This window comes from Sulfitobacter sp. THAF37 (assembly GCF_009363555.1).
Lineage (GTDB): Bacteria > Pseudomonadota > Alphaproteobacteria > Rhodobacterales > Rhodobacteraceae > Sulfitobacter.
Genome location: NZ_CP045373.1, coordinates 138,426 through 152,885, shown reverse-complemented (window position 1 = coordinate 152,885; position 14,460 = coordinate 138,426). Strand labels below are relative to the sequence as shown.

Genomic DNA, 14,460 nt, shown 5'->3' with positions numbered 1-14,460 from the left:
AGATGACAACCATGACCAAGACACTCCCCCTTTGGGCCGCGCTCCTCTTCGGGGTGATCTGCGGCGCCGTCATCGGCACCATCGTCGCCGCCTTCTACCTGACCCTGGCCCTGAAAACCGGGTTTGGTAGTTTTGACATGCTGGCGCTCTGGAAAGCCAGCGCGGGCACCCGAGCGGCGCATCCCGAAGCGTTCAAGGTGGGGTTTGGCGCCGTAGGCTTCGGGGCGATTGGCCTCGGCGCCCTGGCGCTTGCCTGGACCTGGAAGAAGGAGCGGGACGACTATGGCTCGGCCCACTGGCAGACCAAGGCGGAGCTGAAGAAGAACGACATGCTTCAAGCGCCTGGCAAGGGCTTTGTCTGTGGCAAGCTCGGAGCCCCGACGTCCAAAGCTGAGTTCATCTCCTCGACCACCATCCCGCATGTGATGATGGTCGCGCCGACCCGGGCCGGTAAGGGGGTTGGCTTCGTGATCCCGAATCTTCTGAGCTTTGCGGGCTCGGTTGTGGTGCTGGACGTGAAGGGCGAGAACTTCGAGAAGACCGCGCGGCTCCGGGCGCTCAACGGCGACGAGGTCTATCGGTTCAGCCCGTTTGATTGGGCCAATGCCACGCATCGGTACAACCCGCTTGCGCGGATTGCCAAGGCCCCGACATTCGCGCAGCGCTTCACCGAGGTCTCGATCCTGGCAGACCTCTTCCTCGACAAGGACAACAAGACGCTCGACACCTTTTCCGAGGCCGGCAAGTCGATCTTCGTTGCGGCCTGTCTGCTGGCGATCCAACGCGGCACGCCGAACCTCGGCGAGGTGAACAAGATCGTCGCCGGGGGCGAATACAAGAACGCCCAGTACAAGACCTATGCCGACGAGGCCGAGGAAGACATCCTGCGCGAGCTCTGGACCAATGCGGCCTCAGCCTCGTCGCGGCTGCTGACCTCGAACATTCAGGCGCTGATGACGGCCGGTCTCAAGCAATGGGACAACCCGGCGGTGCGCTCGGCCACCGAGGCGAGCGACTTCGATTTCTCGACCTTCCGGAAGACCCCTCAGTCGCTTTACATCGCGGTGTCCGAGGATCACATCGCGACGCTGGCGCCGCTCTTGCGCCTGATGTTCGCCGATCTCATCGCCTCGATCCGGCTGAACGAGCCCGGCCCGGACGAGCCCTGGCCGGTCATGATGATGATCGACGAATTCCAGCAGATGGGGGCGATGCCCTATCTCGAGCGGGCGATCCATTCGCTGGCAAGCTATGGCGGCCGCGTCGCGATGATCGCGCAGTCGCTGGCTTCGCTTGATCGGATTTACGGGCCCGAGGGCCGTGAAAGTCTCGAGAACGGGGCAGGGCTGAAGCTCTACATCACCCCGCGGGACCAGCGCACGGTGAAAGAGGTCTCCGCCGCGGTCGGCAGCACCACCCGCGAGGCGGTGACCCGGATGTACGGTCGCAACAAGGGCTTCCTTGGCGCGACCTCGACCTCGGCGCGTCTGGAAGAGCGGCCGCTACTTTCCGAGACGGAAGCGCGCCTCATGGATCCCGACGAGGTCATAATCCTCGCTTCGCCCCAGCACCCTATCAAGGCTAGCCGGATCAAGTATTACGACGATCCGTTCTTCAAGGACATGCTGGCCCGCCAGGACGGCAAGCCGTTCCCCTATCCGCCGAGTGTGCAGGGCGTGGGGCCCTGGGGCGGTGACTTTGAGGTCGGCGCAGACGACCAGGCGAAACTAGCCGAACGTGCGCCTGTCCGGGATCGATCGCAGCGGCGCGAAGCGCGCGCGATGAGCGTGATGCCGATTGAGGCCGGACGCGGGCAGCCCGAGCCCGAGACGCTCGAAAGGGAAGCCGCCGTGCCGAAGGATTGGAAGGCGGCGCTCGACCGGCAGGAGGACTTCATCGAGGAATTGTTGGGAGGGTGAGCGCCGTCGACTAGTCCCCTATTCGTCGTAGTAGAATTTCAAGTCGCGTCGCTCTTTCAATTGGGCAGGTCGGTAGGGTTTGACCTCGCCACACTGGGCGACGGCCTTGGCTCGCATGCGCTCTTCGACTGAAGGATGGAGCGGGAAGTCGTCGCCAACTGCGCGAATTCCCTTCTTCCAGCGGATGCGGAGGGGGCCAAATGCTACCATCGCGTCTTCGCGGTGCTGCAAACCCAGAGGGTCAGGGGCGCGGTTCAAGACGTTCTCGTTGATCTGGATCGACGGCACGCAGTCTTTCAATTCGTCGACCATCCAATCGAGGGCGATATCGCTCAGGCGGGACTCTGCCTCAGGATAGCTTCCACCGATGTCGCTATGACAGCCCGGGAACCAGACCTGCTTCAACCACTTCGGCTCTCGATCTTTGGTCTCAATCGCGGCCGCCTTCGATGCCCATCCAACCCTTGGAAAGTCAGCACGGTCTTCGTCGATCGCTGTCACTGTACCCTCATTAATCAGAATTGCCTTTAAAATTATCGTTTGTTTTCAGCGGCACGATGTACCCTTAATTTTCATATTGTACCGTTAATTGCCATACTGTACCCTTTATTAGCATACGGTCAGTTCTGTGGATAAGTGCTGACAGGAATAGGGCAGGGATTGGCGTGGTCAGCGAGCGTCTTGCAAAACATCGAGCAGCAGTCCTCCGTCCGATCCTGGAACTTGAGAAGAAGGGTGAGCCGATCAGTGCGGCAATCGGAGATGCTGCTTGGGAACTAGGTTTGGCGAAGAGCCACACCTGGTCGCTTTACCGCCGTTTGCGCGAGAACGATGGGCGGGCCGCAGCACTGGAACTCAGTCGCCGGGGGCCGAAACCGGGGTCGAAACGGATCGCGCGAGAAGTCGAAGACCTCATCGATGAACGCCTACGGCGCTATTATCTGGTCCGCGAACGCTCCAGCTTTCTGCGAATTTGGCGTGAGATCCGTTCGGAATGCGAGGCAAAGGGCTTCCAGCCACCGGCACGAAAAACGCTGAAAGCTCGGCTCGATGCAATGGACGAGAAAGAGATTGTTAGAAAGCGCCGTGGTGCCAAGGAGGCGAACAAGACTTTTGCGGCACGTCCGGGCCGGCTTGCGGTTGGAACGCCACTGGAAATTGTTCAGATCGATCACACCTTGGCCGACATCATTTTGGTCGATCACGTGGATCGGCGACCGCTTGCGCGCCCATATTTGACGGTAGCCATCGATGTTGCAACCCGGATCGTTCTCGGGGTCTTCGTCAGCTTTGATGCACCATCAGTTCTTTCGATCGCGCTCTGCCTCGATCATTGTGTGCGTCGGAAATCGATCCACGTCCCAGGGAAGCTGGAAGAATTGGTCTGGCCGACATCCGGCATCCCGAAGGCGATCCATGTCGATAACGCGCAGGAGTTCCACAGCGACGCCTTCTCATCGGCCTGCGAAGATTGGGGCATTGCCGTCGAGTACCGCCCGCCTGGTGCAACGCACTTCGGAGGTCATATCGAACGTTTGATCGGAACGGCCATGGGGGCTGTTCATGTTTTGCCCGGGACCACGCAATCCTCCGCTGCCGAGAAGGGCGATTATGACAGCGAGAAACATGCGGCTCTGACCCTGGCCGAGTTCGAGGACTGGCTTCATCTGGAGATTTGCCGCTACCACAATACCCGCCACGAAGCCCTCGGGCGAACGCCGCTGGCCGCTTGGGCTGACTTGGGCGGAGACACTGCGGGGCGGCAGGTTGTCGATGTCGAAGCCTTCCGGACAAGCTTCCTGCCTTTTGAGTTGCGCCAGCTCGGGCGCACTGGGATCACTCTCTTTGGGGTGCACTACTGGAGTGATGCCTTCGCGTCGTTGGTCGGACGGGGCAGCGGCAAGGTGCAGGTGAAGTACGACCCGCGGGACCTGTCGCAGGTCTGGGTTCTCGTCAATGATGGCCGCATGATCCCGGCTCGGTATCGGGATCTGAGCCACCCTCGGATATCGCTTTGGGAAAGTCGTCGGGCGCGGAAGGAATGGCAAGACAGGCATGGCGGTCGGATCAACGAGAAGGCCTTGTTCCAGGTGATCGACGCGCAGAGACGACTGGCCGAGGCGGCGCGTCAGAAGACAAGGACCGCCCGTCTGGAGAGCGAACGCGAGACGCGGCTTCCCAAGCACCAGCCGCGCCGCGATCCGTCCCGAGAAATGTTCGCCATCGACACTGGTAACCCAGACCTCCCCACTTATCCGATTGAAGAGTTTGATGACCCCAGAAGAAAGAATTGACCGCATCCGCAGCGATCATTGGATCGCATTCGACCGTGCCACGATTGTTCTCAACCGATTGACGTCCCTGATGGAAATGCCGCAGCAGAGCCGGATGCCTGGCCTGATGGTCTATGGCAGTTCCGGTATTGGCAAGACGATGATCGCCAAGCGCATGGCCAGCAAGTATCCGACGCAGTACAACGCAGAACTGGGCATCACGAAGACCCCCATCCTGCTGGTTCAGGCGCCGCCAGCGCCGGACGAGCGACGCTTCTACCAGCACATCCTTTCGACGATCGGGGCGCCGATGTGGGGGCGGCATACCGTGTCCGAACTTGAGGTCCGCGCGCTCAGTCATCTTCGGGATATGGACCTGAAGATGCTGATGATCGACGAGGTGCACAATCTGCTTGCCGGTAGTTACCGGGAGCAACGCCGGTTCCTGAACATGCTGCGGTTCTTGGCCAACGATCTCTGTGCCTCGCTTGTCGTTTTCGGTGTCAACGAAGCGCTCGAGGCCGTCCGCGGTGACGACCAACTGGCCCGTCGCCTGGACGAACACTACCTGCCGCTCTGGGAGGACGACGTGGAGTTCTCTCGGCTCATCCAAACGCTGATTGCCGCGATGGCACTTGAGCAGCGGTCGGGCCTCACGGTTGCGTCGCTTCGGACAATCCTGAAAGTGACGGGCGGTGTGACCTCGCGCGTGTTCATCATGATCAAGTCCTTGGCCATCGATGCGATCGAGACGGGTGAGGAGCGGATCACCGATGAGGCCGTTCAGGCCTGGCAGCCGGTATGGGCGAAGCATGCTTGGAGCATTCCGCGCCAACCCATCGCGGAGTTCGGGTGACCGTGAACCCATTGCCGCGTCGACCGCCACCGGTATCCGACGAGCTTCTCTCGAGCTGGATCGGGCGGTTGGCCCGGGCCAATCATTGTTCCGTCGAAGAGCTTTGCGGCTATCTCGGTTTGGGGCAGGGCAGGGTGCCGGAGCATGCGGGTGACCTTGGGCATGTGAACTGGGCTCGGCTATGTCCGGCGGTTCAGCAGACCCGGGATGAGATCGCGGCCATGACCCTCCCGGACACGACGCATCATCCCGCTCAATGCGTATCTAGCGATGACTTCCAAAGTTGCGCAAACTGCTCGAAACAAACCTCGGGACTGGTCCTGCGCCACTGGCGCTTCGCCTGGTCGCTGACTTGCGAAAACTGTGGTCGACCTCTTGTGGCGAGGCATCCGGCCGATGGTCTATCAAACAGGCTACGTGTCCGCGCCGCTCGGGGCGCGGCATTGCTGAAGACGGCGGTTGCCGCCGCCGATCTGAGGCACATGCAGCGGATCAGCCATACGCTGTGCCTCTTACAAGTACTTGAGTTGGTATACAGCGTGCCACTCACGTCGCGGTGTCAACTGGAGCGGTCAATAGCACTCGCAGCTGTCGATGTCTGCTCAGCCCGTCCATTATTGGGAGTGGCCATCTTGCTGCGCGGAAATGAACAAGCATTCTGGGATCTCCGACGCGCCTTTCCTCAGCGCAGACGTTTGATTGAGAAGGTGCGCAAGCTGTCGATGAACCTCGATATGCGACTTCCGCGAAGACGTCGGCAGGAAAGCAGTCCCGTTGACCGATCTGCCAGGGCGACGTCGCCCAAAAAGACGTCTGCGCAGGCCCTAGACGCTGCCCGTCAGGCCATCTCCGAGCTCGGTGCCGATGCAGATCGTCAAGCGCTTCTGGCACGAGCCGATGCAATCTGGAAGCGCCAAAGCTGTGTCAGCCACTGACGCAGCGCCCTGTGGATATATTGCAATTAAGGGTACAGAATCTGCCGAAAACGCTTCCAATCCGCAGAATCTGATTAATTAGGGTACAGTGACACCGGCAGCGAAGCCGAGCGACAGATCGCGTGTGGCCCGAGATGGGATGCGCCCGAACAGCACGGGAACTGCTCCGACTGCTGTGAGCGATCCGGCGGCAAGACTTCCGAGAAAGCCGAGCATTATCGGAGACAGATTTTCCATGGGCGGGCCAGATTATCCTTCGGCGTATCTCGAAAAGACTTCCGTCGACCCGTCCTTGCGGATGAGGAAGACATCATAGGCCTCGCGGTCGTCTTCTGGCCCCATGCCGGGCGAGCCGTAGGGCATCCCCGGAACAGCGAGGCCGACGGCGTCCGGGCGCTCCTCGAGAAGGCGGCGGATGTCAGCGGCCGGTACATGGCCCTCGATCACGTAGCCGTCAATGAGCGCGGTGTGGCAGGAGACCATGCGCTGCGGCACGCCGTTGTCTAGCTTGAAGCGCACGAGAAGCCCGCCGAAAATGTCCTGGCCGGTCGGCACAAACCCGTTCTCTTCGAGATGTTTCATCCACGAGAGGCAGCAGCCGCATCCGTTGGTCTTGCGGACGTCGATCGCCGTTGCCTCTGCGAGGGCCTGGGCCGCTGGGAACAGGGCGAGCGTGATGGCAAGAGCTTGGGTCATGCGTTTCATGGGTCAGAGCCTTTCGGTTGTCGTTTTGGCAATCTCGCTGCCGAGGTTTTCATTCAGAAGCGCCCGCGCCTCGGCCAGACGCGAGAGCGCGGCGGTATCATCCGCATCGCTCTCGGCCGCTTCGGCGAGCCGGTCGTCAGAGAGGGGGTCAGTCGGGCGCCCATCCACGAGCACCTCATAGTGCAGGTTCGGACCTGTCGCCGTGCCACTCGCGCCGACGCGGCCGATCACGTCTCCCGCCGCAACGCGTTGACCTTGTGCCAAGTCTTCCGGCACGGCGCTCAGATGCGCGTAGCGCGTCATGGTGTCGGAGCCGTGCAAGATTTCGACCACGCGACCATATCCGCCGCGCCAGCCGATGAAATTGACCCGCCCCGGTGCCGTCGCTTGAACCGGTGTCCCACGTGCCGCTGCAAAATCGACGCCGGTGTGCATCCGGACGTTGCCAAAGACCGGATGCGTGCGGCGCCCGAACACCGAGCTGAGGCGCGCACCCTCGACCGGCTGTGCGAAGACGCGCAGCACCTCGCCATCGACGTAGATCGTCGCCTGACCGCTGCCATCGTCAGGCCATACGATCTCGTAGAGCGAACCGCCGATGTCCAGTGCGGCGAAGGCGAGTTCGGGCTGTCCGATCCTGTCCTCGCCGACCCGCGCCTCACGCCAGAGAAGCCTTAGTGTTTCGCCGCCGGCCATCTCGCGGCGGAAATCCACGGTCCCACCCAGCATCTGCGCAAGGTCCACGGAAAAACGGGCGGGTATGCCGGCTTCGTCGAGTGCCGCGAAGATCGAGCTGTTGATCACGGCTTCGCCGGCAAGGGTTACGATCTCCGGATCCGGAGCCACGACCTGTGTGGACAACTGCTCGCCGAAAACCACCTCGATCCGAACCCCGTCCTCGACGGCGAGTGAGACGGTGCGGGGGCTGCCGTCCATGGTCGAAGCAACAGTGACCGAGTGCCCCGGCCGCAGCCGTCGCAGATCGTATTCCGCGCCAAGCGCGAGGGCAACTTCGGCTCTGTCAGGTGCCGCAAGACCAGCTTCAGACAGCAAGAAATCGAGCGTCTCGCCAGGTGCAATGTTGCGCGACCATGTCGACAGGGGTGGCTCGATCGCCCGCATGGGCCTGTCGGCAAACGCGACCTGCAGAAGGGGCAGGGGGCCGATGTCGGGTGCATCTTCTGCCCATGCCGTCGCGGGCAGCGTCACGGGGATGTCAACGTTCTGGGGGGCTTCAGGACCTTGGGGCATCCAATTACCTGCCAAGGCAAGTTTCGGCGGCACGGGTTCTTTCGAGAAAACACCGGAGATGACGATAGCTGCCCCGGAAACCGTCCCCGCAATTGCGACACAAGCCGCCAAAGTTCTGAGCCTCATGTCGCCCCCTCCATTTCTTCTTCCAGCGCGCGGCGAATTTTCGGCACCGCGAATTCTCTGGGTTCGTGATAGTCGATCATGGTGACGAACCGCCCAGAGGCTGCGAACAGGAAGACGCTCGCGCTGTGGTTCATCGTGTAATCGCCGCTCTCCGTCGGCACCCTTTCGTAGGTGGCGTGGAAGCCGTCCGCGACGCGCGCGATCTGCTCTTCCGGTCCCGTCCAGCCACGTATCCCAGGATGGAAGTAGCCGACGTATTCGGCCATCGTTTCGACAGTGTCGCGCTCGGGATCGACCGTGATGAAAACCACGTTCATCTCGTCGGCCTCGTCTCCCAGATCGTCGAGCCATCCCGAAATGTCCGAGAGCGTGGTCGGGCAGACATCGGGACAGTAGGTGAAGCCGAAGAACGCCATCGTCGGGCGACCGATCAGGGTTTCTGGCCCGACCGCGTTGCCCTCATGATCCGTCAGACGGAAATCCATTTCGGTCAGGGCCACAGGCCGCTGCCCGACAGGTTCGGGTCCACCGGGTCCATCGACCTGCCACCAACCGACGAAGAGCATCAGGGCGACCGCCCCGACACCAGCCGCGCCGTACCCCAGGATCGCCCGTCGCCGCATCAGTCCTCTGGCCCCCGCGCGGCGATGCCGAGGATCGGCACCTCGACCGTCACTTCGCCTCCGTCGTCGAAAAGCAGGGTCAGCGGAAAGGTGTCCCCTTCCGTCATCGGTTCTTGTAGCCGCATCAGCATTGCGTGCAGGCCCCCCGGTTCGAGCGCGACGCTCTCGCCCGGGGCGATCGCGATCTCCCCCGCCGGGCTCATGGAACTCACACCCTCGGCATTTGTCTTCGTCTCGTGAATTTCGGGCATCATCGCGAGCGGAGTTGTAAGGCCGATCAGCGTCACTGGCTCGTCGCCAGTGTTGCGGATCGTCATGTAAGCGGCCCCGGGACGGTTCATCCCGATGGAGGCGCGGGACCACGCGTTCTCGACGACAACATCCTCGGGTCCGGCCAGCGCGGGCGCTGAGAACCCTCCAAGGGTCAAAAGCGCCGCCAGTGTGCTGGTCAGAATATACTTTTTCATCGTTCTGATCCTGCCCTTTCCATTCAGCTTTGCGCGGCAGCGACTTCGGCAGCCACCAGACGACGCAATTCTGCCTCTCCGAATGGATCGAGCGGCTTGCCGTTCACGAAGAATGTGGGCGTCTGGCGAATTCCCACGGTCTCGACGTCGGCACGATCCTGATTCAGGATCGCCACCACGTCCGGCGCTAGCATCTGCGTGCGGGCGGCTTCCGTATCGAGGCCCGCCGTTGCGACGATCTCCAGGATCAGTCCCGGCTCGGGTGCTCCGTGCGACGCCCATCTTGGCTGTTCCCGCAATACCACTTCGAGAACCGGCTCAAAGACGCCCTGCATGCGCGCCGCCTCGAGCACGCGGATCGCTTCCTCGGATGCCGCGCCGTGGAAGGGCGTGTAGCGGATCACGACGCGGACAGCATCCCCATGCTCGGCCATGATGTCCTTCACGATGGGATGAAAGGCGCGACAGGCCTCGCAGGCCGGATCGAAGAATTCGACGATCGTGACGGGCGCATCCGCAGGCCCGAGGATGGGCGAGTAGGGGCGGATCATCGCCTCCGCAAGTTCCGGAGCAACGGGCTCCGCTTCGGCCACTGGGCCGGGGCGGTTTGCAAACCAGGTGGCTCCGCCGAAACCGGCGGCGCCGAGGGCAAGAACGGACAGGATCAGGCCGCGTCGATTCATGTTCGTGTGTCCTTTAATGAAAGGGCCGACAGCGCCCCGATCAGCGCGAAGGCGGCGAGCGCCATCAGCGGGATAGGGATGCCGAAGACCAGTTGGTTGTCATCGGTGCAAGAGGGGCCGGTGGCCGTGCAGGGCAGGACGCGTTCGGGAACAAGACCGACGTACAGCCCCATGTGCCAGAGGGCGATTGCGCCGCCGCCAAGCGCCAATGCGATGCCGTAGCGCCCCACGCGGCCGTCCCGCCACCAAAGGCCGAGCCCGAGGACAATGGCCAAGGGGAACATGAAGGCGCGCTGGAACCAGCACAGCACACAGGGCGTCTGCCCCAGCACCTCGCCGATGAAAAGCACGGCAAGCGAGGCGACGAGCGCGATGATCCACGCCAGCCCGAGGGCTGTTTCTCCGGACATACGGTTCATGTCGGTCAGATCCTCTCTTCCAGATCGGCGAGGATCTCTTCGGCGGAGGTGCCGTAGGGCCACGAGTCGGCGAAGCCCGCGTCGGGATCGAAGAGGAACAGATGCGACGTGTGGCCCATCGTGTAACCATCCGGCGCCGCAGCCTCTTCGACGCGTTCGAAGAAGATCGGAAAGGTCTCGGATGTGGCGGCGATCTGTTCCGGCGTGCCGGTCAGCCCGATGAAGCCCGCATCGAACAGCGGGACGTATTCGGCGAGTGCTGCGGGCGTGTCTCGTTCAGGGTCGATTGTTATGAAAATCGGCTGGACCTTGGCGGCATCGTCGCCCAGACCGTCCATCACCGCCGCGACCTCGGATAGGGTCGTCGGGCAGACGTCGGGGCAGTTGGTAAAGCCGAAAAAAACCAGCATCCAGCGCCCCGCAAAGTCCTCCTCGGTTCGAACCATACCCTGGTGGTCCGTCAGTTCGAACTCAGCGAAAAAAGGCGGTTCGGCGTCGGTTCGGGCGCTATCGGCACGATAATCGGACCAGAGCAAAAGCCATACGAAAGCAAGCGCTGCCACGCCTGCCAAAACCCAAAGAAACTTCTGTGCCGATGTAAGGGACAATCCTGTTCGCCTGATTTTGATTCTTATTGCCTGTGCGGATACATCCTCTAGCCGCTAGAGGTTCAAGCACGAAATCATGGTATAGCTTGAACTCACGCGTCTGTGAAACCGACACTTGTTTATTCCGACGGCAAAACCTACACAAACTGTATCTTTTTCATGGAGGCGAAAATGCTCACGATCGGTACTCTGTCAAAGAAGACTGGCACGAAGGTGCAGACCATCCGGTACTACGAACAGATTGGGCTCATGCCCGAACCTGGCAGGACCGAAGGCGGGCAGAGGCGCTACGACAATGCACAGCTCGACCGGCTGTCCTTCATCCGCCATTCGCGACAACTCGGTTTCTCGCTCGATGCGATCCGCGAGCTGCTCGACCTCAGCGACCATCCCAACCGGCCCTGTGATGAGGCTGATGCCATCGCGCGTCGCCAGCTCAAACAGGTGGAGCAGCGCATGGCCCGCCTGAAGGCGCTGCGCACGGAACTGAAACGCATGGTTCACGAATGCAGCGGCGGGCGGACGGGAGATTGCAAGGTGCTTGAGGTGTTGCGGGACCATTCGGAATGCTTGACCGAACACGAGGAAATCGGGGCCTGAAGGAATTCAGCCAACATTCCGGCTGGAACGCAGATCAGCCGCAGAAGTTAATGTGTCGTACAACACAAGCTGGAACCACAAAATGGCCGCTAGACAAGATTCAATGGAGAGACGGACGCTTTGGATCGTTCTGGCGCTCAATATCGGTTTGGCCGTGGCTTTTTTCGCAACAGGCGCCTTCGGCGACTCAAGTGCCCTGATCGCCAACGGGCTCGATAACCTCTCCGACAGCTTCGTCTACGCGATCAGCCTTTTCGCTTTGTCCCGATCCGCCAAATGGAAACGCGGGGCGGCGAACGTTTCCGGCGGGCTGCTGATCCTGTTCGCTGCAGGCATCCTCTACGATGCGTGGCGCCGCTACATCGGTGGGTCAGATCCGCTCGGGACGATCATGATTGCAATGGCCCTGATCGCGGCGGCTATCAACGCAGTCTGCGTTTGGCTGCTCGCTAAGCTCAAAAATCCAAACGTCAATATCCGCGCGGCCAACACCTTCAGTTACAACGATTTCGCCGCGAACCTCGGGATCGTCGTGGCCGGTGGCCTCGTCGCTTGGCTAGGAACCAACTGGCCGGACCTTGTCGTCGGTGTGATCGTCGCCGGGATCGCGGCCTGGGGCGGTATCGACATCCTGCGCGACGCACACGGCGAACACCACAAAGCGGTTCACACGGACAAATAGTTGCGGGAGATTCTTTCTGAAAGAAAGGATTGAAGCTATAGTGACTATAGCAATTAGTCTTGTTCCAAGACGATTCGAGGAGCGACCCGTTGCAGATGATCGACCCCCTACTTGTACCCACCAAACTACTGGATTTTGATGCCGCGCCTCTTGCGCGTCTAATTGAGAACCGCAGCTGGCGCGGCTTATCCGAATACGATCGGATCGGAGCTGCCTATGATTTCGTTCGGAATGAAATCGCGTTCGGATACAATCGAGCTGACGACATCCCCGCATCCGAAGTGCTTTCCGACGGCTACGGGCAGTGCAATACCAAAGGCACGCTCTTGATGGCGCTGCTGCGTGGTGTCGGCATTCGTTGCCGGTTGCATGGGTTTACGATCCATAAAGGCTTGCAGCGCGGTGTTGTCCCTGAGCTGGTGTATCCGCTTGCTCCGCAGGAAATTCTCCACTCATGGGTCGAGATCGAATTTCAAGGTGCCTGGATCAACCTTGAAGGCTTCATCCTGGATGATGCCTTCCTCAAAGTCCTGCAAACGTCTTTCTCGGACACGGACAGTCTCTGCGGGTATGGCGCGGGCACGGATTGCCTTGGCGCGCCTCCCGTTGCCTGGAACGGAGAAGATACCTACATTCAGAAAACCGGCATCGTGCAGGATTTCGGCGTGTACGATACGCCGGACGCCTTCTATTTGTCCCATGAGCAATCCTTTGGATGGCTGCGTGGCGCCCTTTACCGTCATATAATTCGCCACTGGATGAATGCGCGCGTACGTGGTTTCCGCAGCGGCCGCCTGAAGACTGACCGACGCGCGACACACGCGCACGCGGAGCCTGCCAATGCCACATGACCACGGGCACGCGCATATCGATCCGGATTCCGGCGATCGGCGGGTTGCCATCGCCATCTGGGCGAACGGGCTTCTTACCGTTGCGCAAGTCGTCGGGGGCATATTCTCGGGCAGTCTGGCACTGATCGCCGATGCGCTGCACAACTTTTCCGATATGGCCTCGCTTGTCATTGCCTTCGCCGCACGCAAGATCGCGCGCCGCCCAGCCGATGAGCGCATGACCTTCGGCTATGGTCGGGTCGAAATCGTCGCAGCCCTGGTTAACTACACCACCCTGATTTTGATCGGCTTCTACCTGATCTACGAAGGTGGCATGCGCATGATTGATCCACCCGAAGTCATGGGTTGGACCGTCGTCATTCTCGGTGGAATTGCGCTTGTGGTCGACACGCTGACCGCAATGCTGACCTATTCGATGCAGAAGGGCAGCGTGAACATCCGCGCGCTTTTCCTGCATAACCTGTCGGACGCGCTTGCTTCGGTCGCGGTTATCGTCGCTGGGTCGCTGATCATCCTTTACGACATGCGTTGGGTCGATCCTGCCATCACCATCGGCATCGCCATCTACATCCTGTATCTGTCTTTCACTGAAATAGGCGGCCCAATCCGAACCCTGATGCTCGGGAGCCCGCCGGACATCGACAACGAGGCCGTCGTCGAAGCGATGCGGAAAGTCGAAGGCGTCGCCGACGTCCACCACGTCCATCTCTGGCAAATGCAAGAGCACAAGGCTGCGCTCGACTGCCATGTCGTCGTGGCAGCCGAGGGGTGGTCGAAGATTGAAGAGATCAAGAGCGCGATCAAGAAGCGGCTGAAGGGAGAATTCGGCATCAGCCATTCCAGCCTCGAATTCGAGCACGAGGATCGCGCTCATCAGAACGCCGATCTCTATGGTCACGGTAATTCGAGAGATGGGGAGGAAACTCATACTCACGAAAAAAGCTGACCGAGCATGAGGATATCATTTCCTCATTTGCGACGGCAAGTTGACGTCGACCAACGTCAAGTGGACTGATGAACCTTTGCATGAGCAACTGGCTGCGAAGGGCAGTAGCGAAGGTCTGAGGCGGATACACTACAGGGGTATCACGTCCAAGTTACAGAATGTCACTTGACCTCCCCTTGCTGGAAGGTTGTAGCAGTAACTGTATGACCTGCGTTTTTCGCCTTGTTTTGATTCTCATGCTGACCTTCGGTGCAGTGACTGCGCCGGATATGTCGTCGGCCAGTATGTCAATCACGGCTATGGCGCAGATGGAACCCACCGAAAGCGCGGATGGCCGTTGCGGCGGGTGCGATGCCACCGGATTTGCTGAGGGCACTGCCTGTGAAGGTGGGTGTCCTGTTCCTTGCGGCTCCAGCGGTACTTCTGGCCTCCTTGCCAAGATGCCGTCAGCGCGGCTCACGAGGCCTTTTGGTACTGCCGTCCGGGGTGCCGAACCTCTGATCTCACTCGGCACGA

General features: G+C 60.8%; 16 protein-coding genes and 1 pseudogene. 8 read left to right on the top strand and 9 right to left on the bottom strand.

Annotation, left to right across the window (positions count from 1 at the left end):
• Positions 1-11: 11 nt before the first annotated feature.
• Positions 12-1,919 (top strand): type IV secretory system conjugative DNA transfer family protein, encoded by a 1,908-nt coding sequence (locus FIU94_RS17575; RefSeq protein ID WP_084353827.1) that lies wholly within the window; start codon positions 12-14, stop codon positions 1,917-1,919.
• An 18-nt stretch (positions 1,920-1,937) separates the two neighbouring features.
• Here FIU94_RS17575 and FIU94_RS17570 read toward each other — a convergent pair whose 3' ends face one another.
• Positions 1,938-2,420: a DUF2235 domain-containing protein gene (locus FIU94_RS17570; RefSeq protein WP_254702671.1), complete on the bottom strand. Its 483-nt coding sequence runs from the start codon at positions 2,418-2,420 to the stop codon at positions 1,938-1,940.
• 164 nt (positions 2,421-2,584) lie between these two features.
• Between FIU94_RS17570 and FIU94_RS17565 the strand changes: the two genes are divergently transcribed.
• The 3 genes from FIU94_RS17565 to FIU94_RS17555 are packed head-to-tail and all read left to right on the top strand — an operon-like array spanning position 2,585 to position 5,983.
• Positions 2,585-4,213 (top strand): Mu transposase C-terminal domain-containing protein, encoded by a 1,629-nt coding sequence (locus FIU94_RS17565; protein ID WP_093455154.1) that lies wholly within the window; start codon positions 2,585-2,587, stop codon positions 4,211-4,213.
• Positions 4,191-5,048, top strand: coding sequence for a TniB family NTP-binding protein (locus tag FIU94_RS17560; protein WP_071974414.1), 858 nt, complete (start codon positions 4,191-4,193; stop codon positions 5,046-5,048). The genes FIU94_RS17565 and FIU94_RS17560 overlap by 23 nt, the downstream gene beginning before the upstream one ends.
• The gene (locus FIU94_RS17555; protein ID WP_083545780.1) at positions 4,994-5,983 is read left to right on the top strand and encodes a TniQ family protein; all 990 of its coding nucleotides are present in this window, start codon (positions 4,994-4,996) and stop codon (positions 5,981-5,983) included. The genes FIU94_RS17560 and FIU94_RS17555 overlap by 55 nt, the downstream gene beginning before the upstream one ends.
• A gap of 84 nt (positions 5,984-6,067) precedes the next feature.
• On the opposite strand, the pseudogene FIU94_RS21080 reads toward FIU94_RS17555, so the two are convergent.
• From FIU94_RS21080 to FIU94_RS17515, 8 genes and pseudogenes are all read right to left on the bottom strand, one after another.
• Positions 6,068-6,220: pseudogene (locus FIU94_RS21080) on the bottom strand (ZIP family metal transporter); the annotation flags it as partial.
• A 12-nt stretch (positions 6,221-6,232) separates the two neighbouring features.
• Positions 6,233-6,688: a DUF411 domain-containing protein gene (locus tag FIU94_RS17545; protein ID WP_152467167.1), complete on the bottom strand. Its 456-nt coding sequence runs from the start codon at positions 6,686-6,688 to the stop codon at positions 6,233-6,235.
• Positions 6,689-6,691: 3 nt separating this feature from the next.
• Positions 6,692-8,065, bottom strand: coding sequence for a M23 family metallopeptidase (locus FIU94_RS17540; protein ID WP_152467166.1), 1,374 nt, complete (start codon positions 8,063-8,065; stop codon positions 6,692-6,694).
• Positions 8,062-8,688, bottom strand: coding sequence for an SCO family protein (locus FIU94_RS17535; RefSeq protein ID WP_038008350.1), 627 nt, complete (start codon positions 8,686-8,688; stop codon positions 8,062-8,064). The genes FIU94_RS17540 and FIU94_RS17535 overlap by 4 nt, the downstream gene beginning before the upstream one ends.
• Positions 8,688-9,155 (bottom strand): copper chaperone PCu(A)C, encoded by a 468-nt coding sequence (locus FIU94_RS17530; RefSeq protein WP_009503840.1) that lies wholly within the window; start codon positions 9,153-9,155, stop codon positions 8,688-8,690. The genes FIU94_RS17535 and FIU94_RS17530 overlap by 1 nt, the downstream gene beginning before the upstream one ends.
• A 23-nt stretch (positions 9,156-9,178) precedes the next feature.
• Positions 9,179-9,838, bottom strand: coding sequence for a thioredoxin domain-containing protein (locus FIU94_RS17525; RefSeq protein WP_152467165.1), 660 nt, complete (start codon positions 9,836-9,838; stop codon positions 9,179-9,181).
• Positions 9,835-10,257: a disulfide bond formation protein B gene (locus FIU94_RS17520; protein WP_076981272.1), complete on the bottom strand. Its 423-nt coding sequence runs from the start codon at positions 10,255-10,257 to the stop codon at positions 9,835-9,837. The genes FIU94_RS17525 and FIU94_RS17520 overlap by 4 nt, the downstream gene beginning before the upstream one ends.
• Before the next feature lie 5 nt (positions 10,258-10,262).
• Complete coding sequence (locus FIU94_RS17515) at positions 10,263-10,829, bottom strand: SCO family protein (protein WP_076367366.1); 567 nt, start codon at positions 10,827-10,829, stop codon at positions 10,263-10,265.
• A gap of 207 nt (positions 10,830-11,036) precedes the next feature.
• Between FIU94_RS17515 and FIU94_RS17510 the strand changes: the two genes are divergently transcribed.
• The 4 genes from FIU94_RS17510 (at position 11,037) to FIU94_RS17495 (ending at position 13,944) form a co-directional block, all read left to right on the top strand.
• Entirely contained in the window at positions 11,037-11,465 is a 429-nt protein-coding gene (locus FIU94_RS17510; RefSeq protein WP_013959865.1) for a helix-turn-helix domain-containing protein, read from the top strand.
• Between the two features lie 103 nt (positions 11,466-11,568).
• On the top strand, positions 11,569-12,147 hold the full coding sequence (locus tag FIU94_RS17505; RefSeq protein WP_009573601.1) for a cation transporter: 579 nt from the start codon (positions 11,569-11,571) through the stop codon (positions 12,145-12,147).
• Positions 12,148-12,242: 95 nt separating this feature from the next.
• The gene (locus FIU94_RS17500; protein ID WP_152467205.1) at positions 12,243-12,998 is read left to right on the top strand and encodes a transglutaminase family protein; all 756 of its coding nucleotides are present in this window, start codon (positions 12,243-12,245) and stop codon (positions 12,996-12,998) included.
• The gene (locus FIU94_RS17495; RefSeq protein ID WP_152467164.1) at positions 12,988-13,944 is read left to right on the top strand and encodes a cation diffusion facilitator family transporter; all 957 of its coding nucleotides are present in this window, start codon (positions 12,988-12,990) and stop codon (positions 13,942-13,944) included. Before FIU94_RS17500 ends, FIU94_RS17495 begins: the two co-directional genes overlap by 11 nt.
• The last annotated feature ends 516 nt before the right edge of the window (positions 13,945-14,460 follow it).

Bases quoted from the DNA above. Each gene is read 5' to 3' on its own strand.
- FIU94_RS17575 (WP_084353827.1), top strand. From the start codon at position 12: ATGACCAAGACACTCCCCCTTTGGGCCGCGCTCCTCTTCGGGGTGATC.
- FIU94_RS17560 (WP_071974414.1), top strand. From the start codon at position 4,191: ATGACCCCAGAAGAAAGAATTGACCGCATCCGCAGCGATCATTGGATC.
- FIU94_RS17555 (WP_083545780.1), top strand. From the start codon at position 4,994: ATGGGCGAAGCATGCTTGGAGCATTCCGCGCCAACCCATCGCGGAGTT.
- FIU94_RS17545 (WP_152467167.1), bottom strand. From the start codon at position 6,688: ATGAAACGCATGACCCAAGCTCTTGCCATCACGCTCGCCCTGTTCCCA.
- FIU94_RS17540 (WP_152467166.1), bottom strand. From the start codon at position 8,065: ATGAGGCTCAGAACTTTGGCGGCTTGTGTCGCAATTGCGGGGACGGTT.
- FIU94_RS17535 (WP_038008350.1), bottom strand. From the start codon at position 8,688: ATGCGGCGACGGGCGATCCTGGGGTACGGCGCGGCTGGTGTCGGGGCG.
- FIU94_RS17530 (WP_009503840.1), bottom strand. From the start codon at position 9,155: ATGAAAAAGTATATTCTGACCAGCACACTGGCGGCGCTTTTGACCCTT.
- FIU94_RS17525 (WP_152467165.1), bottom strand. From the start codon at position 9,838: ATGAATCGACGCGGCCTGATCCTGTCCGTTCTTGCCCTCGGCGCCGCC.
- FIU94_RS17520 (WP_076981272.1), bottom strand. From the start codon at position 10,257: ATGAACCGTATGTCCGGAGAAACAGCCCTCGGGCTGGCGTGGATCATC.
- FIU94_RS17510 (WP_013959865.1), top strand. From the start codon at position 11,037: ATGCTCACGATCGGTACTCTGTCAAAGAAGACTGGCACGAAGGTGCAG.
- FIU94_RS17505 (WP_009573601.1), top strand. From the start codon at position 11,569: ATGGAGAGACGGACGCTTTGGATCGTTCTGGCGCTCAATATCGGTTTG.
- FIU94_RS17500 (WP_152467205.1), top strand. From the start codon at position 12,243: ATGATCGACCCCCTACTTGTACCCACCAAACTACTGGATTTTGATGCC.
- FIU94_RS17495 (WP_152467164.1), top strand. From the start codon at position 12,988: ATGCCACATGACCACGGGCACGCGCATATCGATCCGGATTCCGGCGAT.